The sequence below is a fragment of the Cellulomonas rhizosphaerae genome (genome assembly GCF_003470205.1).
Classification (GTDB): domain Bacteria; phylum Actinomycetota; class Actinomycetes; order Actinomycetales; family Cellulomonadaceae; genus Cellulomonas; species Cellulomonas rhizosphaerae.
This window is the reverse complement of record NZ_QWKP01000164.1, coordinates 1-18,708: the sequence shown is the minus strand read 5'-3', so window position 1 is coordinate 18,708 and position 18,708 is coordinate 1. Positions and strand designations below refer to the sequence as shown.

Here is an 18,708-nt window from a genome sequence, read left to right as displayed (position 1 = left end):
CGGTGACCGTGACGACGCCCAGGTGGGACTGGTCGACGACCGCCCCGCCGCGGGCCAGCGCACGCTGCTCGGCCGTCGGGTCGCCGTAGTGCCAGGCGACACCGGCGTCCGGACCCGCTCCCGCGACCGCACCGTGGCGGCGCAGCAGGGGGCTGTCGTGCCGGGCGGTCTCCGGTGCGGTCGTGGTCATGGCGTCAGTCCTGAGGGTCGTCGTCCGCCGGCGCGGTGGCGTCGACGCGGTCCAGCGTGGCGGACGCGTACGTCTGCATGGGGTGCCCGAAGGCCGCGAGGTCGTGCGCCCACATGAGCTGGCCCTTGACCAGCCCGAACAGGCGCTTGCTCGCGCTGACGTCCGCGCCGCCGGGGACCCGGGCGACGAGGTCGCTGGCCAGGTCGACGCGGCCGTTGCCGATCTCGCCGATCAGCACCGTGACGAACCCCGCGGGGTCGCTGAGCAGCACCTCGATCGGGAACTTGTCCGCCGCGACGCCCACGGGCCGCTCGGGCGGGATCCGCCAGTAGCCGGACTCGGTGGACCACACGGGCGCAGGCTCGACGGCCTCGGGGGACTCGAGCGCCGCGGCGTCGTCGGGCGCGACCACGAGCCGGATGGTCGAGGTGTAGGACAGGTACGGTCCGCCGTCGCTGGCGAACTCGACGTCCTGCGTGAACGCGGTCTCGTCGATGCCGGGGTAGTCGACGAACCCCTGGCCGTGCCAGCGGCCGAGCAGCCACGCGAGCGGGTACACCTCAGGAGCGAGGCCCTCGGGATCGGGCAGGGCGAACGTCATCTCAGTGCCTCCTCACGCGCGTCGGACCGGTCTCAGCGCTGGCCCTTGAACAGCTTGTAGACGACGAGGCAGGCGACCCAACCGATGGTCAGCGTCGCCGCGACGAGCAGGCCGATGAAGAAACCCTCCAGCGCAGTCATGCACCGATCCTAACGAGCACGCACCCCTACGCTGTTCCGGTGCGCGCGCTCGTGATCAAGACCACGTCCGGACTGGACCGCCCCGAGGCCTGCAACCAGGCCTTCACCGTCGCCGCGACCGCCGTCGCCGCGGGCGCCGACGTCTCGCTGTGGCTGACCGGCGAGGCCGCCTGGTTCGGCGTGCCGGGCCGCGCGCTCGAGCTCGAGCTCGAGCACGCGACGCCGCTCGCCGACCTGCTCGAGGCCGTGCTCGAGGGCGGCAAGGTCACGGTGTGCACGCAGTGCGCGGCGCGCCGCGGCATCACGCCCGACGACGTGCTGCCGGGCGTGCGCATCGCGGGCGCCGCGGTGTTCGTCGAGGAGTCGCTCGCGGGCGGCGCGCAGGCGCTCGTCTACTGAGCCCTCAGGCGGCCCCGAGGTCTCAGGCGGCGCGCGAGCGCAGCCGGACGCCGAGCAGGTACATCTCGCAGCCCAGGCAGAGTCCGAACACGGCGTTGAGGAACGCCGCCACCAGCGCGAGGGCCGCGGCGACCGGCACGGCCCAAGCCACGCCGAACAGCGCGAGCAGCAGCCCGAGGCCCGTGATGACGAGCCCGACGAGCTGCGCGAACCGCGGCGGGCGCGGGTCCTCGAGCTCGGTCGGCGCGGCGAGCCGCGGGCGGACCAGGCGGCGGTAGACCGCGCCCTGCCACGTCCCGCCGACACCCCGCACCGCGCCCAGCGCGAACGACGCGACGACCACAGCCAGCACGACGACCGACGCGGGCGACGGCAGGAGCAGGACGACGATCAGCAGCACCGCGGTGATGCCGGCGCCGACGCGCGGGCCGCGCGGGTCGATGCCCGCGGGTGCGTCGGCAGGTGCTGCGGCTGACTGGGGGTTGCTCACGGGGTGCTCCGGGGGCTCGTGACGGGCAGGCGGTCGAGTGCGGCGAGCGCGTGGTGGCGGTCGGTCCCGCCGGAGAGGCGGCCGACGACGACCCCGCGCGGGTCGAGCAGGAGCGTGGTCGGGGTGCGCAGCACGTGGAACCGGCGGACCAGGTCCAGGTGCTCGGTGACGTCGAGGTCGACGTGGGCAAGGTCGTCGTGCTCGGCGACCAACGTCTCGAGCACCGCGTGCGTGCGACGGCACGGCGCGCAGACCTCGCTGGAGAGCTGGACGAACGTGGCGCGCGAGCCGAGCGGGGCGCCGATCTCGTCGGGACCGAGCTGCTCCGTTGCTGCCGGGAAATCGGGGGCGGCGTCTGCCGCGGCGAGGACCGTCGGGTCGACGGCCGTGTAGCGGCCGTTGCGCGCTCGCCACCACAGGCCGATCGCGGTCGCCACCGCGAGCACGGCGGCGATCAAAAGCAGACGGGTCACGTCCGGATTCTAGCCGACGAGCACCCGGCCGACGACGTACACGAGGATGCCCGTGACGGTGACGGGCAGCGTGATCGCGGCCAGCGCGGGCAGGCGGCGCTCGAGCGTGGGCAGCCGGTCGAACAGCACGTGCAGCGTCGCGACGAGGATGCCGACCGCGAGGCCGAGCAGGAGGCCCGCGACCACGTCGATGTCCGGCAGCACGGCTGCGGCACCCGCGCCCGCGGCGGCCGAGACGGCGGCGGTCACGACGGCTCCGAGCCAGGGCGCCAGCGGCAGTGCGACGACGGCCGAGCCGACCGCGAGCGCGAGCGCCCCGCCGACGACGAGGGGCTCGCCGCCTGGGGTCCGGCCGATGGCGACCCAGCCGGCCACGGCGACCGCCACGAGCGTGCCTGTGACCGTCCCCGCGACGGACTCGACGAGCCGGGTGCGGCCATCGCGACGCAGCAGCTCGCTGACGAACGCCAGGATGATCGCGCTCGCGAACACCACGGGCAGGTAGCGCAAGTAGGGCTGGTCAGGCGTGACGTGCACGGCGACGACGGCCCCGAGGCCGCCCAGCCCGATCACGGCGCTCGACCCGGGAGGGAACGGCAGGCCGGCCAGCGTCGGCCAGCCCGCGGCGAGCACGACCGCGAGGATCCCCGAGGCGACGGTCACGGGCATGCCGCCCACGTAGCCGGCGACGGCGACGAGGGCGGCGAGGACTGCGGTCACGACCGCGCGAGTGGCGAGCTGCACGGCGCTACCGGGCGTCCGCCGACGGGCGCGGCGCCGGGACGGCGGCGCGCAGCGAGGACGACGGGCGGCGGGGATTCACGTCGGCGATTGTCGCAGATGACGGCCGCGTGACCGCCGGATGACGGCCAGGTCATGGATGGCAGGCCCGTGTGTCCGTCACATGGCTGTACCGTGTGGCCACTCGCTCGTCCCCCGACCCCCCTCAGGGAGGTTCCCAGGTGGCAGACCTGCTCCTGCTCACTCCGGTCCCGGGCGGTTCCGCACAGGTGCTCCCCGCGCTGGGGCTGTTGTCGCACCGGGTGCGAGTCCTGCCCGTGGAGCCGTCCGCGCTCGTGGACGCCCCGGACGCCGACATCGTCGTGCTCGACGCGCGCCGCGACCTCGTGACCGCTCGCACCACGTGCCGCCTGCTGCGGGCCACCGGCCTGACCGTCCCGCTGATCCTCGTCCTGACCGAGGGCGGCCTCACGGTCGTCACGGCCGAGTGGGGCGTCGACGACATCGTCCTGGAGTCCGCCGGCCCGGCCGAGGTCGAGACCCGGTTCCGCCTCGTCATGGAGCGCGCGGCCACCTCGTCGTACGACGACGCACCGCAGGAGATCAGCTCGGGCGAGCTCACGATCGACGCGGGCGGCTACACGGCCCGCCTCCGCGGTCGACCGCTCGACCTGACCTACAAGGAGTTCGAGCTCCTCAAGTACCTGGTGCAGCACCCGGGCCGCGTCTTCACGCGCGCCCAGCTGCTGCAGGAGGTCTGGGGCTACGACTACTACGGGGGCACGCGCACCGTCGACGTCCACGTCCGACGACTGCGCGCCAAGCTCGGCCCCGAGCACGAGCAGCTCATCGGCACGGTCCGCAACGTCGGCTACCGGTTCGACCCGCCGAAGGACCGCCGCGGCTCGGTCGACGACCGCGACCAGGTGCCCGAGCCCGCCGACGCCTGAGCCGGGAGGCCACCGTGCGCCACCGCGTCGCGCAGCTGTTCAGCACGCTGACCCCGGGCGGCGAGCGGAACCTCATGGACACGCTCCGGCAGGAGCGGACGGGCGGGATCCTGCTGCTCGCGGGGACGGTCGTCGCCCTGCTGTGGGCCAACCTCGACGCGTCGGGGTACGACGCCGTCTCGGAGACGGTCGTCGGACCGGCGGCGCTGCACCTCGACCTCACGCTCGCCGCGTGGGCCACCGACGGGCTGCTGGCGATCTTCTTCTTCGTCATCGGGCTCGAGCTCAAGCGCGAGATCGTCGCGGGCGAGCTGCGCAACCTCTCCACCGCGGTCGTCCCGATCGTCGCGGCGGTCGGCGGGATGCTCGCGCCCGCCGTGATCTACGTGCTGGTCAACCTGCAGCCGGACGGCGACCTGCGCGGCTGGGCGGTCCCGACCGCGACCGACATCGCGTTCGCGGTCTCCGTGCTCGCCGTCGTCGGGCGCCGCCTGCCCAACGCGCTGCGCGCGTTCCTGCTCACGCTCGCGGTGGTCGACGACCTGCTCGCGATCATCGTGATCGCCGTCTTCTTCACCGACTCGATCGCCTTCGTCCCGCTCGCAGCCGGCCTGGCGACCGTTGCCGTGTTCGCCGTGGTGATCCGGCGCGGATGGCTGAGCCCGTGGCTGCTCGTGCCGCTCGGGGTCGTGGCCTGGGCGTTCGTGCACGCCTCCGGGGTGCACGCCACGATCGCGGGGGTCCTGCTCGGGCTCGTCGTCCCCGCGACCGCGCGGCCTGGGCAGGACGAGGACCGGTCCGTCGCCGAGGCGATGGAGCACCGCTGGCGGCCCATCTCCGCGGGCTTCGCGGTCCCCGTGTTCGCGGTGTTCGCCGCCGGGGTGACGTTCAGCGCGGGCATCGTGTCCTCGACCGTGCACGACCCCGTCGCGCAGGGCGTGGCGGTGGGGCTCGTCGTCGGCAAGCCGCTCGGGATCGTCGCGGCGACCCTGCTCGTCGCCCGGTTCACGCGCGCGTCCCTCGCGCCCGGGCTGGGCTGGGCCGACGTCGTCGCCGTCGGCCTCGTCGGGGGCATCGGGTTCACCGTCTCGCTGCTCGTGGGCGAGCTCGCCTTCGGGGCCGGGAGCCCGCACGACGAGCACATCGTCATGGCCGTCCTCGTCGCGTCGCTGGTCGCCGCGCTGCTCGGAGGGGCCGCGCTCTGGCAGCGTGACCGGCACCACGCCGCTGTGGCCGCCGCGGGGAACCGGTAGGTTCTGCAGCGATGAGCACGGTCGACTCCGCCACGCTGTTGATCGACGGACCCTGGCAGCACCGGTTCGTCGCCGCGAACGGCGCCCGCTTCCACGCGGCCGTCGCCGGTCCCGACGACCGCGACGCCCCGCTCGTCGTCCTGCTGCACGGCGTGCCGCAGTTCTGGTGGGCGTGGCGTCACCAGATCCCCGTGCTGGCCGATGCGGGCTACCGCGTCGCCGCGCTCGACGTGCGTGGCACGGGCGGCTCTGACAAGCCCCCGCAGGGGTACGACGTGCCCACCCTGACGAACGACGTGGCGGGCGTGATCCGCTCGCTCGGCTCGTCGGCCGCGGTGGTCGTCGGTTCTGGGACAGGCGGCGAGATCGCCTGGGCGATGGGCGCGCTGCAGCCCGACGTCACGCTCGCCGTCGGCGCGCTCGCCGCGCCGCACCCGCTCGACGTGCGGGCCAACCCGGTCGCGTCCCTGCGCCCGCGCGGGCTGCGCCGGCTCGCCTACGTGCAGACGCCGTCCGTGCCCGAGCGCGCCATGGTGACCGGGGACCTGGTCGACCGGCTGCTGACCGAGTGGGGCGGCAGCGCGTCGTGGTGCGACCCGTCCGCGCGGGCCACCTACCGGGACGCCGCGCGCGTGCCGTTCGCCGCGCACAGCCAGCTCGAGCAGCTGCGCTGGCTGCTGCGCTCGACCCCGCGGCTCGACGGTCGGCGCTATGCGGCAGGCCTCGAGCAGGCCACGCCCCGCCCGGCGCTGCAGGTCCAGGGCGGCCGCGACGGGCTGCGGCCGGCCGCGCGGGCGCCGCTCACGTCGCAGACCGCCGCGCGCGTGGCGAGCACCTACCGGTACGAGCTGCTCCCGACCGCGGGGCACTTCCCCGCGGAGCAGGAGCCGGGGCGGGTCAACGACCTGCTGCTGGACTGGCTGACGGTCGTCGCACCCGTCGCGCCGTGAGCGCTGCCGCGCTCACGGCTTGAGCATCGCGGCGGCACTCACCCCTTGAGCATCGCGGCCGCACTCACCCCTTGAGCATCGCTGCCGCTCGCACGGGATCGTTCTCGCCGATCCCCCGCGACGGGCACAGCGCCGCCACCGGGCACGCCCCGCACGCGGGACGCCGCGCGAAGCACGTGCGTCGGCCGTGGAAGATCAGCCGGTGCGAGGCCATCGTCCAGTCGCGCCGGGGCAGGAGCGCGCACAGGTCCTTCTCGACGACGAGCGCGTCCTCGCTGTCGGTGAGCCCGAGCCGGGCCGCGAGGCGCTGCACGTGGGTGTCCGCAGTGATGCCCGGGATGCCGAACGCGTTGCCGAGCACCACGTTCGCCGTCTTGCGGCCCACGCCCGGGAGCTTGACCAGGTCGACGAGCCGGCCGGGCACCTGACCGCCGTGCTCCTCGACGAGCGCTCGCGACAGCCCCTGCACCGCGCGCGCCTTGGCACGGAAGAAGCCCGTGGGCTTGAGGATCTCCTCGAGCACCTCGGGGTCCGCGGCCGCCATCGCGGCGGGATCGGGGAAGCGCGCGAACAACTCGGGCGTCGTGAGGTTGACCCGCACGTCCGTGGTCTGCGCGGACAGCACGGTCGCCACGAGGAGCTCGAACGGGTTGCGGAAGTCGAGCTCGCACCGCGCGTCCGGGTAGCGCTCGGCGAGCACGCGGTCGATGCGGCGCGCGCGGCGCGTCCGGGCCAGCACGGTCTCGTCGAGCATCACCCGGGCAGCCTACGGCGGTGCACCGACAGGGTTGTCCCGGTTGCTCCTTCGGAGTGACCTCGCAGGTGGGAGGCGCGAGATGCTCAAGTGAGGGCCGGAACTGTCCGAATCTCCTGGCAGCACCCCAGGAGGAGCCAACCCCATGACACCACCCGTCGAGCAGCGGGTCCTCGACCTACGCCTCGACCGCCGGGCCCTGCGCGCCGAGCAGGCCCGGGTGGGCTGGTGGCGTCGCTTGGTGCGGGCGCGGATGGACCTCGCGGTGGCGAGCGCGGCCCAGCCACAGCCGCTGGGTGAGGAGGTCGCGTTCCACCTGCCGCCGGCGGTCGGTGTCGACGTGCCGCGACCGAGCGAGCTCGGCGGCGTCCTCGCCGGTGTGGAGCCGCAGGCCGAGGTCGGCCGGCTCGACGAGCTGCGCGCGCTCGACGCCCAGCTCGCACGCTACGAGGCGGGCGTGCGCGACGCGCTGGGAGCGGCCACGGAGCGCCTCATCGCCCGCCTGGCCACCGACCCCGCGACGACAACCGCGCGGATGCGCGAGCCGCTCACCCGCGGCTGACCCCTCGATGGGGCACACTTGACCAGGACGTCCCGCTGACCAGCGGGAAGCCCTGGATTCACGAGCACACCGCCCCGGCCGGCTCCGGCCCCGTGCGGTCGGTGACGGAGCCGCCACGCAGGTGCGCGGCCGGGAAGGTGAGGTTCATCGTGGAGGACGACATCGCGCTGTCGGCACCGCTGTTCGCGGGGCTCGACGGGGACGCCGCGGCGACCCTCGTCGCGACGATGAAGCCGATCGAGCTGACGCGCGGCGACGTGCTGTTCCACGAGGGCGAGCCGGGCGACCGTCTCTACGTCGTGCGCGAGGGCAAGATCAAGCTCGGCCGCCGCTCGAGCGACGGCCGGGAGAACCTGCTCGCCGTGCTCGGCCCGGGCGAGATGTTCGGCGAGCTGTCGCTGTTCGACCCGGGCCCGCGCACCGCGACCGCCACGGTCGTCGCCGACGCGGTCGTCCTGGAGCTCGGCCACAGCGAGCTCGTGCAGTGGCTGCAGGAGCGGCCCGCCGTGGCGCAGCAGCTGCTGCAGGCCCTGGCCCGCCGCCTGCGTCGCACCAACGAGGCGCTCGCCGACCTGGTGTTCTCCGACGTCCCCGGCCGCGTGGCGAAGGCGCTGCTCGACCTGTCGACCCGGTTCGGGGAGCAGGTCGACGAGGGCATCCGCGTGGCTCACGACCTCACGCAGGAGGAGCTCGCGCAGCTCGTCGGCGCATCCCGCGAGACCGTCAACAAGGCGCTCGCCGACTTCGCCGCCCGCGGGTGGGTCCGTCGCGAGGGTCGCGCCGTGGTGCTGCTGGACGTCGACCGGCTCGAGCGCCGGGCGCGCTGACGGGGCGCACCGGCCGAACGCGTCAGGCCGTCTCGACCACGATCTCGACCTCGACGGGCGAGTCGAGCGGGAGCACGGCCACGCCGACGGCGGAGCGGGCGTGGATGCCTGCGCTGCCCAGCACGTCGTGCAGGAGCGTGCTCGCGCCGTTGATGACGCCCGGCTGCCCCGTGAAGGACGGGTCGCTCGCGACGAAGCCGACCACCTTGACCACGCGCACGATGCGGTCGAGGGCGTCGGCGCCCGCCGGGCCGCCCTCGGACTCGACGAGGGCCGCGACGGCCGCGAGCGCGTTGAGGGCCGCCGTGCGGGCCAGCGCGGTGGCCTCGTCGGGCGAGACCCCGGCACCCACCTTGCCCGTGCTCGCGAGGCTGCCCGCGACGAACGGGAGCTGACCGCTCGTGTGGATCAGCGCACCGGTGCGCACCGCCGGGACGTAGGCCGCCACCGGCGCGGCGACGGCCGGCAGGTCGAGGCCGAGCTCCGCGAGCCGTGCCGCGGCGCCCATCAGGCCTGCTTGGGCCGCTTGAGGTAGGCGACCAGGCCCGCGTCGGGGCCCTGCACCACCTGGACGAGCTCCCAGCCATCGGCGCCCCACTGATCGAGGATCGCCTTGGTGGCGTGGATGATGAGCGGAATCGTCGCGTACTCCCACTGCTGCTGTGCCATGCGCGCCACCCTAGTGCCGCGCACCCACCACCAGCACGATCGGTCTCACCGCACGCTCACCGCACGCGGGCGCGCCGAAGGACCGCGTGCCGCAGGTCGAGCGCTCAGGGAGCGACGAGCAGCGCGGAGTCGGCCACGACGAGCTCGTTTCGCCACGAGCTCACCTCGGGCCGGCGGCGCAGCAGCGCGCGCCGCTCCCGCTCGGTCATGCCGCCCCAGACCCCGAAGTCCATCCGGTTGTCCAGCGCATCGGCCAGGCACTGCAGCCGGACGGGGCAGGACAGGCACACGGAACGTGCCTCTCGCTGTGCTGACCCCTCGACGAACAGCGCGTCGGGGCTCACGTTGCCCTGACCACAGGCCGCCGCGGCGGTCCAGTGCCCTTCTGACATCATCATCGTTGCCTCTCCCCCTGCCCGGAAGCCTGTGCGTGGTGCTGCACCCGGCGTCCGCGTCAAACGTGCTCCGTCGGACCGTAGCGGCTGGTCAGGCCCTATGGCGAGAGCCCGATCGGGTCTATTCGTCTGAGTTCGGCGAGATTCCCTCGTTCGGGGAACGGCGTGTGCAGGTCCGGTGGAGGTCGACGGCCCGCGCGGCGTGACGCGTGATCGTGACAGGACCCACCACTACCCTGACGGCATGCCGAACCCTGCACGCGCCCGCGGACGCAAGGTCAACGCCGGCCAGGCGTTGGCCCTGCTGCTCGCCTTCGTCCTCGTCGCCGCCGTCGGCGGTGTCCTCTCCGCGGGTCTCATCCTGCCCGGGGCTGCCGTCGCGAACGGCATCACGAACATGACGACGGACGCGTTCGACGAGCTGCCGACCGAGCTCGACGAGGCGGCACTGCCGCAGAAATCGACGATCCTCGCGGCGGACGGCACCGTCATCGCGACGTTCTACGACCAGGACCGCGTGGTCGTCCCGCTCACGGACATCGCGCAGTCCTTGCAGGACGCGGTCGTCGCCACCGAGGACAAGCGGTTCTTCGAGCACGCGGGCATCGACCCCGCGGGCATGCTCCGCGCCGCGGTGCGCAACCAGCTCGGCGACGCCAAGGAGGGCGCCTCCACGCTGACGCAGCAGTACGTCAAGAACGTGCTCATCGAGGCGGCCCTGAACAAGCCGACCGAGGCCGAGCGGCAGAAGGCCCTGCTGGACGCCCGCGACGACGAGGGCTCCGACGGCTACGCTCGCAAGCTCCGCGAGGCCAAGCTGGCCATCTCGCTCGAGAAGAAGTACTCGAAGGACGAGATCCTCGAGCGCTACCTCAACATCGCCCAGTTCGGCGTCTCGGTCTACGGCGTCGAGGCAGCCGCGCAGCGCTACTTCAGCAAGCCGGCCAAGGACCTGACCTACCTCGAATCCGCGACGATTGCGGGCATCACGCGCTCGCCGTCCGCCTGGGACCCGACGCGGAACCCCAAGGAGTCGCAGGACCGCCGGGACACGGTGCTCAAGCTCATGAACCAGCAGGGCTACATCTCCGACGCCGAGTACACCAAGGGCATCGAGACCCCGCTGGACAAGACGCTCAAGGTCAAGGAGCCGAACATCGGCTGCATGTCCGCGGCGAGCTCGATCCGCGGCTCGGGCTACTTCTGCGACTACGTCACCAAGGTCATCCGCAACAACAAGGCCTTCGGCAAGACGCAGGAGGCGCGCCTCGCACGCCTGTACCGCGGCGGCCTGACGATCAAGACGACGCTCATCCCCAAGGAGCAGCGCGCCGCGGACAAGCAGGTCAAGGCCGGCATCCCCGTCAAGGACAAGTCGGGGCTCGGGTCCTCGATCGTCGTGGTCGAACCCGGCACGGGCAAGATCACCGCGATGGCGCAGAACCGGACCTACAACAACACCAGCGACCACGGTTCGCGAGAGACCGCGGTCAACTGGAACACCGACAACGCCTACGGCGGCGGCAACGGATTCGCGCCCGGGTCGACGTTCAAGCCGTTCACGCTGCTCGAGTGGCTCCGCGAGGGCCACAGCCTCAACGAGCAGATCGACGCTCGCCCGCTGAGCTACCCGCTGTCGGACTTCAACGCCCCCTGCACCAACCTCGCGGGTGGGGAGTACAAGTTCGGCAACGCCGAGGGTGGCAGCCGGTCCTACATGAGCGTCCTGGACGCGACCAAGAACTCGGTGAACTCCGGCTACATCGCCATGGCGACCCAGCTCAACCTCTGCAACATCATCGACGGCGCCACCGCGCTCGGGGTGCACCAGAGCGGCGCCGCGGGCGGCCCGTTCAAGGTCCTGCCGGCCAACGTCATCGGCTCCGACTCGGTGGCCCCCCTGACGATGGCGGCCGCGTTCGCGACGTTCGCCTCGGGTGGCATCTACTGCGAGCCGATCGCGATCTCGAGCGTCACCGACGCCGACGGCAAGAAACTCAAGGTCCCGGACGCGGACTGCCACCGCGAGATCGAGAAGAAGTACGCCAACGCGCTGAACTTCGCACTGAGCCACGTGTGGGACGGCACCGCGAAGAGCGTGCGTCCCGCGCCCACTTACACCTCCGCCGGCAAGACCGGCACGACCTCGCGCAACGAGAACACCTGGTTCGTCGGCTACACGCCGCTGCGCGCCTCGGCCGTCTGGGTCGGCTACCCCAACGCGTTCAAGCCCGTCCAGGGTGTGACTGTCGATGGCCAGTACATCCCGTACATGTATGGCGCCTCGATCGCTGCTCCCACGTGGAAGCGGACGATGGACGCGATCATGAAGGGGAAGGACGACCCCGGCTTCGACAAGGCCGACACCGACGAGGTCTACGGCAAGCCGATCTACGTCCCCAGCGTCATCGGCCGGTCGCAGGGCGACGCCGAGGCGATCCTGCGCCAGGCAGGGTTCAAGGTCCGCGTCGACTCGACCCCGGTCGCGTCCGACAAGCCCGCGGGCACCGTGGCCGAGCAGAACCCGTCGGGTTCCGCGCCGAAGAACTCCTACATCACCCTCAAGCTGTCCGACGGCTCGCAGGTCAAGCCGCCGGAGAACGAGAACGGTGACAACGGCGACCAGGGCGACGGCGGTCCCGACGACGGCGGGCCGGGCAACGGCAACGGCGGCGGCAAGGGCGGCGGGAACGGGCGCGGCAACGGCTGATGCCCGACGCGTCGCGCGCGAGCGCACCCCAGTCGATCGCGCGCGCCGTCGGCGGCCTGGCCCTGGCCGGAGCCGGCGCGCTCGCGTGGGCGAGCCTCGTCGAGGTCCGCTGGTACACGCTGCGTGAGGTGACCGTGCCGGTGCTGCCGGCCGGGCAGGAGCCGTTGCGCATCCTGCACCTGTCGGACCTGCACCTGCTGCCGAACCAGCAGCGCAAGGTCGACTGGGTCCGCGACCTCGCGTCGCTCGACCCGCACCTGGTCGTGGACACGGGCGACAACTGGGCGCACCTCGACGCGATGCCCGCGCTCCTGCGCGCGCTCGAGCCGCACCTGGCCCGGCCCGGCGCCTTCGTCCTCGGCTCGAACGACTACATCGCGCCCGTCCCGAAGAACCCCGCGCGCTACCTGCTGCCCGACGCCCGCCGTGGCAGCGGCTCGCAGCACCGCGAGCTGCCGTGGCGCGAGCTCGTCGCGCGCATGACGTCGGCCGGCTGGATCGACCTGACCAACCGGCGTGACGTCCTGTCCGTGGACGGTCGGCGGATCTCGCTCGCGGGCACCGACGACGCTCACCTGGACCGGGACGCCTACCCGCCCGCCGGTGGCGCCGACGACGCCCGCACCGGATCGGAGCCCGTCGACCTGCACCTCGGGGTCACGCACGCCCCCTACCGGCGCGTGCTCGACGCCATGCACGCCGACGACGTGGACCTCGCGATCGCCGGGCACACGCACGGCGGACAGCTCGCCGTGCCGTTCTACGGCGCGCTGGTGACCAACTGCGACCTCGACACGAGCCGCGCCAAGGGCCTGTCCGGCTGGCCCGGCCCCCGCCCCGACCGGCCCGGCGGCGCCGACTCCACGTGGCTGCACGTGTCCGCCGGCCTGGGCACCTCGCCCTACGCGCCGGTGCGCTTCGCGTGCCGCCCGGAAGCGACGCTGCTCACACTCACGGCCCCCTGACCGCCAGGACGGGGGCTCGGTTTCGTGACCGGGCATCTGGTCGGCTATCCTTGCCAGGCTCCACGGGGTGTGGCGCAGCTTGGTAGCGCGCTTCGTTCGGGACGAAGAGGTCGTGGGTTCGAATCCCGCCACCCCGACACCAGAAGGCCCTGGTCAGCACACCGCTGACCAGGGCTTTCGTCATGTCCGGGGCCGACGACGGCCGACCCGACGGTCGACCGCACGCCAACTCCCACGTCGTCCAAGCCGAGACCGACACCCGGGCCGACGCTCCGCTCGTCGCGGGCACCGTGGCCGCCGGCTCGGGGATGCTGTTCTTGGCTCGCCGTGCCCGTCCACCGGCGCGCGGAGAGCTGACGGAAACGCCGCAGGGCCGCCCTCCCCGAGAGCGGCCCTGCGCGATCGGCCGTGCGTCAGCGCGGGCCGAGGTAGGACGCGTCGCCGTCGTTCACGTGGATGCGCACCGTCCGGGTGGCCCCCGGGTCGGTGGGCGCGTCGACCGTCTGGCGGCCGTCGTTCACCTGGATGTCGAGTGCGACGGGGTCACCGGTGCCGTAGACGGTGACGTCGCCGTCGTTCGAGCTCACGTCCACGTCACCGACCACGCCGGACACGGTCACGCGCCCGTCGCCGGACGTGGCGGTCAGCGACCCCGAGACGTCGTCGACGCTCGTCGACCCGTCGTTCGACCGCACCGCGACGTCGCCCTGGACCGACCGCACGTCCACGGCGCCGTCCGACGAGGCGAGCGTGAGGTCGCCGACGAGGTCCGTGACCTCGGTGCGGCCGTCGCCGGTGCGGATGTCCAGCGAACCGCTCAGACCCTGGGCCGTGACGTCGCCGTCGCTGGCGTGCACGACGACCTCGGTCCCCGCGGGCACGCTCACGGCGAGCGACGCCCGGCACGAGCCGTACCAGGAGCACTCGTGCTTGACGGTGAGCCGGTCGGCGGTCTCGTCGACCGCGTAGTGCACCGAGGTGAGCGCGGCGCGCGCGGTCCGCTCGACGACCACGTCGTCGCCGCCCGTGCGGACGTCGATCTCGCCGTCGGCGACCAGCTCGACCACGGGCCGCGCCGGATACGTCGCGGTGGCGGACGTCGTGGCGTGGTCCGCATCGGCCCACATGGCCAGCCCGACGAGGTTCCACGCCGTGCCCAGCAGCACGAGCGCGCCGATCACGCCGCCGGTCCACACCGGGGCCCGGCCGCGTCGGGGAGGCGTGGGCTTGTCGGTCGTCGGGGTCTCGAGGGTCGTGGTCATGGTCGGTCTCCGGTCGTCGGAGCCTGCTCGAGCCACCGCAGCACCGCGAGGACGCGGCGGTGGTCGTCGCCGTCGGGCGGCAGGTCGAGCTTGGCGAGGATGGAGGTCACGTGCTTCTCGACCGCCGGGAGCCCGACGACGAGACGTTCGGCGATGGCCGCGTTGGAGCGGCCCTCGGCCATGAGGCCGAGCACCTCGCGCTCCCGTGGCGTCAGGGTGTCGAGCCCGTCCCGGCGCGAGCGCGCCAGGATCTGCGCGACGACCTCGGGGTCGATCACCGTGCCGCGCGAGGCGACCCGGTGCAGCGCGTCGAGGAACTCGTCCACGTCGGCGACGCGGTCCTTGAGCACGTAGCCCAATCCGCGCACCTCACCCGCGAACAGCTCGCGGGCGTAGCGCTGCTCGACGTACTGGGAGAGCACGAGCACGGGCAGCCGAGGGTGCAGGCTGCGCAGGTGCACGGCGGCACGCAGGCCCTCGTCGGTGTGCGTCGGGGGCATGCGGACGTCCGTGACGAGCACGTCGGGCAACGGCTCGCCGATGCCGGCGACGAGCTCGTCGGCGGTCTTGTAGCCGGTCACCTCGTGCCCCTCGGCCTCGAGCAGCCGGGTCAGGCCGTCGAGCAGGAGGACGGAGTCCTCGGCGATCACGATGCGCACGGCACCTCCACGGTCACTCGGGTGCCGGCTCCGGCCGGGCTGTCCAGGTCGAACGTTCCGTCGAGCGCGGCGACGCGGCTCGCGAGGCCCTCGAGCCCGCTGCCCGGTCCTGCGGCCGCCCCGCCCACGCCGTCGTCGGCGATCACCACCCGCAGCCTGTCGCCGACCACGTCGGCGCGCACCACCACCGCCTGCGCGGCGGCGTGCTTGGCGGCGTTGGTCAGGGCCTCGGCGACGACGAAGTACGCGGCGGCCTGGGCCGAGCCGCTGGCCGCGTCGACCGACGGCGGGTCGACGACGACCACCTCGACGGGGACCGGGCTGCGGGCCGCGAGCGCGGACAGGGCCGCGTCGAGGCCGCGGTCGGTGAGCACCGCGGGGTGGATGCCGCGCACCAGGTCGCGCAGTTCGGCGAGCGTCTCCTTGACCTCGCGGTGCGCGTGCTCGATCGCGGCCGCCGCGGCCTGCGGGTCGTTCGCGGCGGTGCGTCGCGCGGCGCCGAGCTCCACGCCGAGCGCGACGAGGCGCTGCTGCGCGCCGTCGTGCAGGTCGCGCTCGATCCGCCGGCGTTCCTCGTCGGCCGCACCCACCGCGGCCGTCCGCGTGGTCGCCAGGTGCTCGGCGCGCTGCTCGGCCGCCGCGGCCCGCTGCGTCGCGTCGGCGGCGGCCTGCCGGGCCGATGGGCCGAGCAACGCGTGCCCGACGCGCACCTGCACGGCGGCGAGGAGCTGCAGGAGCACGGCCGAGACCCACAGCAGGACGATCCCGCCGACGATCGCGAGCACGGTGCGTCCGGTGCTGACGTCCACGCCCTGCCACGCGGCGACCGGCGGGTACATCAGCGACGCCAGCGCGCCGCAGCCGATCCCCGCGGCGACGCTGGCCCCGGTCAGCACCAGGCCCGCGACGAGCGGGTAGGCCAGGTGCGCCCACGAGCGGCCGTCGCCGAGGACGGCGACCCAGCTCGCCCACCAGCCCGGGCGGGTGGCGGAGCGGTAGGTCGGCCGCGCGATCTGCGCACCGAGCTGCAGCTCGAGACGAGCACGCTCCCAGCGCGCGAACGATCGTGCCGCGAGCAGCGTCGCGACCGTCGTCGGGATGCCCAGGCCGAACACGAGCAGGATCGACAGGTCGACGGAGACCAGCGCGATGACGAGCGTCGCGGCGACGATCATCACGACGCCGCCGATCACCAGCTGCGACACGGCCCGCCACGTCGCGCCCGACCACGGCGCGGCGAGGAACGCGCGCACGTCGTGGACGGCGGGGGCGACCCGGCGGAGCTCGGGCGTCGGTGCGGTGGTCATGGGGACGACGCTAGAGGTCCGGCGGCGGCACGGGCAGCCTGCCCACCCCCGTCCCGTTGGTAGGGCAAACCCCACCCCCCCGACGTATTTGCGGACGAGGGGTCGACTCCTCGCAGGTATCCACACCCAACGACGGGGAGGTCTTGCCATGCCGCACGGAGATGCCGACCAGGGGATCCGGACGCCGAGATCCACGTTCTACGACCAGGGTCGCTTCGGGAGGCTCTTCCCGGCGCTGCCCGCCTTCGCGGCGGACACGCCCACCGTCCGCGCGCAGCTCGTCGAGCTCGGCAAGCCCGGCGGCATCATGGACGCCGGCGAGACGTCGACCGACCCGGTCGCGCTCATCGTCGACGCGACCCTCTCGGCCGACAACCCCGACAACCCGCGCCTGACCGCGGGCATGACGTTCCTGGGCCAGTTCCTCGACCACGACATGACGTTCGACCCGACGTCCAGCCTGGCGCGCGCGCAGGACCCCGAGTCGATCCGCAACTTCCGCATCCCGGCGCTCGACCTGGACAGCGTGTACGGCGGCGGCCCCGGCGTCTCGCCGCACCTGTACGACCAGAGCGTCGACCACGGACGCACGACGATGCTCGTCGAGCCCATCCCGAAGTCCGACAAGCACTGTGTGGACAAGAAGGTCCGCTACGACGTGCCCCGCAACGCGCAGAGCACGGCGCTGATCGGCGACCCCCGCAACGACGAGAACCTCATCGTCGACCAGCTGCACCTCTCGTTCCTCACGTTCCACAACCGCGTGGTCGCCGACGTCCGCGACGACCTGGGCCCGCTGGCCACGCCCGGGGAGCTGTTCGCGGAGGCGCAGCGCATCGTGCGCTGGCACTACCAGTGGCTGATCCTGCACCAGTTCCTGCCGCTGACCTGCGGCGACGACCTCGTCGCGGACATCTTGGCCAACGGCCGCAAGTTCTACGACTGGCACAACTCCCCCTACATCCCGGTGGAGTTCTCCGTGGCCGCCTACCGGTTCGGCCACTCGCAGGTGCGACCGTCGTACCGCGCCAACTTCGGCACGTCGGCGAGCGACCCGAGCAAGCAGTTCTTCGCTCGGATCTTCGTGCACACCGCATCGGGGTCCGACCCCGACGACCTGCGCGGCGGCTGCCGGGCCCCGCGCCGGTTCATCGACTGGCAGACCTTCTTCGACTTCGGCGACGGGCGAGTCCGGCGCAACAAGCTCATCGACACGACGCTGTCCACGGCGATGTTCCACCTGCTGGGCCAGCCGTCGGACGAGCCGGACTCCCTGGCGATCCGCAACCTCATCCGGGCGCTGACCATGGAGGTCCCGTCCGGCCAGCGGGTCGCCGCGGCGATGCAGGAGACGCCGCTGTCCGCGACCGACCTCGCCGACCTCGAGCCGCTGGGCCTGCACAAGCGCACGCCGCTGTGGTTCTACGTGCTGCGCGAGGCCGCCGTCCAGGCGGGCGGTCAGCACCTGGGAGCGGTCGGCGGGCGCATCGTCGCGGAGGTCTTCCACGGCCTCATCGACGGCGACCCGTCGTCGTACCTGTCGCAGGACCCGGACTGGACCCCGACCTACGGCACGGCCGACACGTTCGGCATCACCGACCTCCTCAAGGCGGCCGGCGTGGTCGGCTCTCTCGCCTGACGCCCGGACGCGCCGGCGGCCGGCCCCGCGGGTGCGGGACCGGCCTCCGGTGCGTGCAGCGTCAGCCGATGGTGCAGGTGGCGCCGTTGAGCGTGAACGCGGTCGGCTTCGGGTTCTGGCCCGTGTGGGAGCCGTTGAAGCCGATGTCCGTGCTCTGACCCGGTGCCAGGCTCGAGTTCCACGAGAGCCCGGTGCCGGTGACGGCCGCGCCGGTCTGCGACCAGTTCGCGCTCCAGCCCTGCGTCACCTTCTGGCCCGCGGCGAAGGAGAAGCCGAGGGACCAGTTGTTGATGGCCGTGGTGCCGGTGTTGGTGAGCTTGACCGAGGCGGTGAAGCCCACGTTCCAGTCGTTGGTCGTGTAGGTGACCTTGCACGAGCTGGCGGTGGACGTCGTCTTGGTCGTGACCGAGAGCGCCGACGAGGCCGCCGAGACGTTGCCCGCCCCGTCACGTGCCCGGACCGTGTACGAGTACGCCGTGCCCGCTGTCAGGCCCGAGTCCGTGTAGGACGCGGAGACCGACGAGCCCACCTTGGTGGTGCCGCGGTAGATGTCGTACCCGGCCAGGCCGGAGCCACCGGTGTCGGACGACGAGGTCCACGTCAGGGCGACGCTCGTCTCCGTGATCGTCCCGGCCGTGAGCCCGGTCGGGACGGTCGGTGCGACGGTGTCCGCCGCCGGCGCGTTCGTGGTCACCGCGAGGGCAGCCGAGGCCGCCGACACGTTGCCCGCGACGTCCCGCGCCCGGACCGTGTACGAGTACGCGGTCGAGGC

At 73.1% G+C, this 18,708-nt stretch carries 21 protein-coding genes, 1 tRNA gene and 1 pseudogene; 10 read left to right on the top strand and 13 right to left on the bottom strand.

Annotation, left to right across the window (positions count from 1 at the left end; translation table 11 throughout):
* Positions 1-190 (bottom strand): annotated as a pseudogene (locus D1825_RS06620) (folate-binding protein); the annotation flags it as partial.
* 4 nt (positions 191-194) lie between these two features.
* A complete protein-coding gene (locus D1825_RS06615; RefSeq protein WP_118766651.1) occupies positions 195-791 on the bottom strand; it encodes an FABP family protein in 597 nt (198 codons plus the stop codon).
* Positions 792-970: 179 nt separating this feature from the next.
* Between D1825_RS06615 and D1825_RS06610 the strand changes: the two genes are divergently transcribed.
* Positions 971-1,330: a DsrE family protein gene (locus tag D1825_RS06610; protein WP_118766650.1), complete on the top strand. Its 360-nt coding sequence runs from the start codon at positions 971-973 to the stop codon at positions 1,328-1,330.
* Between the two features lie 22 nt (positions 1,331-1,352).
* Here the strand turns inward: D1825_RS06610 and D1825_RS06605 are convergent, their stop codons facing one another.
* From D1825_RS06605 to D1825_RS06595, 3 genes are read right to left on the bottom strand one after another with little or no spacing between them, the layout of a single operon-like run.
* Entirely contained in the window at positions 1,353-1,820 is a 468-nt protein-coding gene (locus D1825_RS06605) for a DUF4395 domain-containing protein (protein ID WP_118766649.1), read from the bottom strand.
* Positions 1,817-2,293: a TlpA family protein disulfide reductase gene (locus tag D1825_RS06600; RefSeq protein WP_118766648.1), complete on the bottom strand. Its 477-nt coding sequence runs from the start codon at positions 2,291-2,293 to the stop codon at positions 1,817-1,819. The genes D1825_RS06605 and D1825_RS06600 overlap by 4 nt, the downstream gene beginning before the upstream one ends.
* Positions 2,294-2,302: 9 nt before the next feature.
* Positions 2,303-3,037 carry a hypothetical protein gene (locus tag D1825_RS06595; protein ID WP_118766647.1) on the bottom strand — a complete coding sequence of 245 codons (735 nt, stop codon included), beginning with the start codon at positions 3,035-3,037 and terminating at the stop codon, positions 2,303-2,305.
* Positions 3,038-3,255: 218 nt separating this feature from the next.
* Here D1825_RS06595 and D1825_RS18555 point away from each other — a divergent pair, with 218 nt between their 5' ends.
* From D1825_RS18555 to D1825_RS06580, 3 genes are read left to right on the top strand one after another with little or no spacing between them, the layout of a single operon-like run.
* Complete coding sequence (locus D1825_RS18555) at positions 3,256-3,984, top strand: winged helix-turn-helix transcriptional regulator (RefSeq protein WP_118766646.1); 729 nt, start codon at positions 3,256-3,258, stop codon at positions 3,982-3,984.
* Positions 3,985-3,998: 14 nt separating this feature from the next.
* Complete coding sequence (gene nhaA, locus D1825_RS18550; protein WP_118766645.1) at positions 3,999-5,237, top strand: Na+/H+ antiporter NhaA; 1,239 nt, start codon at positions 3,999-4,001, stop codon at positions 5,235-5,237.
* Positions 5,238-5,248: 11 nt separating this feature from the next.
* Positions 5,249-6,187, top strand: coding sequence for an alpha/beta fold hydrolase (locus D1825_RS06580; RefSeq protein ID WP_118766644.1), 939 nt, complete (start codon positions 5,249-5,251; stop codon positions 6,185-6,187).
* Between the two features lie 64 nt (positions 6,188-6,251).
* On the opposite strand, the gene nth is transcribed toward D1825_RS06580, so the two are convergent.
* Complete coding sequence (gene nth / locus D1825_RS06575) at positions 6,252-6,941, bottom strand: endonuclease III (RefSeq protein WP_118766653.1); 690 nt, start codon at positions 6,939-6,941, stop codon at positions 6,252-6,254.
* 145 nt (positions 6,942-7,086) lie between these two features.
* On the opposite strand from nth, the gene D1825_RS06570 reads away from it, so the two are divergent.
* Positions 7,087-7,503, top strand: coding sequence for a hypothetical protein (locus D1825_RS06570; RefSeq protein WP_118766643.1), 417 nt, complete (start codon positions 7,087-7,089; stop codon positions 7,501-7,503).
* Positions 7,504-7,652: 149 nt separating this feature from the next.
* Positions 7,653-8,330: a Crp/Fnr family transcriptional regulator gene (locus D1825_RS06565; protein ID WP_118766642.1), complete on the top strand. Its 678-nt coding sequence runs from the start codon at positions 7,653-7,655 to the stop codon at positions 8,328-8,330.
* 22 nt (positions 8,331-8,352) lie between these two features.
* Here the strand turns inward: D1825_RS06565 and D1825_RS06560 are convergent, their stop codons facing one another.
* The 3 genes from D1825_RS06560 to D1825_RS06550 form a co-directional block, all read right to left on the bottom strand.
* Positions 8,353-8,838, bottom strand: coding sequence for a RidA family protein (locus tag D1825_RS06560; protein WP_118766641.1), 486 nt, complete (start codon positions 8,836-8,838; stop codon positions 8,353-8,355).
* Positions 8,838-8,999 carry a hypothetical protein gene (locus tag D1825_RS18410; protein WP_191785328.1) on the bottom strand — a complete coding sequence of 54 codons (162 nt, stop codon included), beginning with the start codon at positions 8,997-8,999 and terminating at the stop codon, positions 8,838-8,840. The genes D1825_RS06560 and D1825_RS18410 overlap by 1 nt, the downstream gene beginning before the upstream one ends.
* A 104-nt stretch (positions 9,000-9,103) precedes the next feature.
* Positions 9,104-9,397, bottom strand: coding sequence for a WhiB family transcriptional regulator (locus D1825_RS06550; RefSeq protein ID WP_456064389.1), 294 nt, complete (start codon positions 9,395-9,397; stop codon positions 9,104-9,106).
* A 241-nt stretch (positions 9,398-9,638) separates the two neighbouring features.
* On the opposite strand from D1825_RS06550, the gene D1825_RS06545 reads away from it, so the two are divergent.
* The 3 genes from D1825_RS06545 to D1825_RS06535 all read left to right on the top strand — a co-directional run bounded on the left by D1825_RS06545 (position 9,639) and on the right by D1825_RS06535 (position 13,206).
* Complete coding sequence (locus D1825_RS06545) at positions 9,639-12,104, top strand: penicillin-binding protein (RefSeq protein ID WP_118766639.1); 2,466 nt, start codon at positions 9,639-9,641, stop codon at positions 12,102-12,104.
* Positions 12,104-13,069, top strand: a complete 966-nt coding sequence (locus D1825_RS06540; protein WP_118766638.1) for a metallophosphoesterase — start codon at positions 12,104-12,106, stop codon at positions 13,067-13,069. The genes D1825_RS06545 and D1825_RS06540 overlap by 1 nt, the downstream gene beginning before the upstream one ends.
* 63 nt (positions 13,070-13,132) lie before the next feature.
* A tRNA-Pro gene (locus D1825_RS06535) sits at positions 13,133-13,206 on the top strand.
* 276 nt (positions 13,207-13,482) lie between these two features.
* On the opposite strand, the gene D1825_RS06530 is transcribed toward D1825_RS06535, so the two are convergent.
* The 3 genes from D1825_RS06530 to D1825_RS06520 are packed head-to-tail and all read right to left on the bottom strand — an operon-like array spanning position 13,483 to position 16,297.
* Positions 13,483-14,331, bottom strand: a complete 849-nt coding sequence (locus D1825_RS06530) for a DUF4097 family beta strand repeat-containing protein (RefSeq protein ID WP_118766637.1) — start codon at positions 14,329-14,331, stop codon at positions 13,483-13,485.
* On the bottom strand, positions 14,328-14,990 hold the full coding sequence (locus tag D1825_RS06525) for a response regulator transcription factor (protein ID WP_118766636.1): 663 nt from the start codon (positions 14,988-14,990) through the stop codon (positions 14,328-14,330). Before D1825_RS06525 ends, D1825_RS06530 begins: the two co-directional genes overlap by 4 nt.
* On the bottom strand, positions 14,978-16,297 hold the full coding sequence (locus D1825_RS06520) for a sensor histidine kinase (RefSeq protein ID WP_118766635.1): 1,320 nt from the start codon (positions 16,295-16,297) through the stop codon (positions 14,978-14,980). Before D1825_RS06520 ends, D1825_RS06525 begins: the two co-directional genes overlap by 13 nt.
* A 148-nt stretch (positions 16,298-16,445) precedes the next feature.
* Here D1825_RS06520 and D1825_RS06515 point away from each other — a divergent pair, with 148 nt between their 5' ends.
* The gene (locus D1825_RS06515; RefSeq protein ID WP_118766634.1) at positions 16,446-17,936 is read left to right on the top strand and encodes a peroxidase family protein; all 1,491 of its coding nucleotides are present in this window, start codon (positions 16,446-16,448) and stop codon (positions 17,934-17,936) included.
* A 61-nt stretch (positions 17,937-17,997) separates the two neighbouring features.
* On the opposite strand, the gene D1825_RS06510 is transcribed toward D1825_RS06515, so the two are convergent.
* Positions 17,998-18,708: cellulose binding domain-containing protein (locus D1825_RS06510; RefSeq protein WP_199721521.1), on the bottom strand; the 711-nt coding region annotated here is incomplete at its 5' end.

Coding starts and splice junctions, on each gene's coding strand:
- D1825_RS06580 (WP_118766644.1), top strand. CDS start 5,249: ATGAGCACGGTCGACTCCGCCACGCTGTTGATCGACGGACCCTGGCAG.
- D1825_RS06570 (WP_118766643.1), top strand. CDS start 7,087: ATGACACCACCCGTCGAGCAGCGGGTCCTCGACCTACGCCTCGACCGC.
- D1825_RS06545 (WP_118766639.1), top strand. CDS start 9,639: ATGCCGAACCCTGCACGCGCCCGCGGACGCAAGGTCAACGCCGGCCAG.
- D1825_RS06560 (WP_118766641.1), bottom strand. CDS start 8,838: ATGGGCGCCGCGGCACGGCTCGCGGAGCTCGGCCTCGACCTGCCGGCC.
- D1825_RS06520 (WP_118766635.1), bottom strand. CDS start 16,297: ATGACCACCGCACCGACGCCCGAGCTCCGCCGGGTCGCCCCCGCCGTC.
- D1825_RS06515 (WP_118766634.1), top strand. CDS start 16,446: ATGCCGCACGGAGATGCCGACCAGGGGATCCGGACGCCGAGATCCACG.
- D1825_RS06540 (WP_118766638.1), top strand. CDS start 12,104: ATGCCCGACGCGTCGCGCGCGAGCGCACCCCAGTCGATCGCGCGCGCC.
- D1825_RS06550 (WP_456064389.1), bottom strand. CDS start 9,397: ATGATGATGTCAGAAGGGCACTGGACCGCCGCGGCGGCCTGTGGTCAG.
- D1825_RS06530 (WP_118766637.1), bottom strand. CDS start 14,331: ATGACCACGACCCTCGAGACCCCGACGACCGACAAGCCCACGCCTCCC.
- D1825_RS18410 (WP_191785328.1), bottom strand. CDS start 8,999: ATGGCACAGCAGCAGTGGGAGTACGCGACGATTCCGCTCATCATCCAC.
- D1825_RS06615 (WP_118766651.1), bottom strand. CDS start 791: ATGACGTTCGCCCTGCCCGATCCCGAGGGCCTCGCTCCTGAGGTGTAC.
- nth (WP_118766653.1), bottom strand. CDS start 6,941: ATGCTCGACGAGACCGTGCTGGCCCGGACGCGCCGCGCGCGCCGCATC.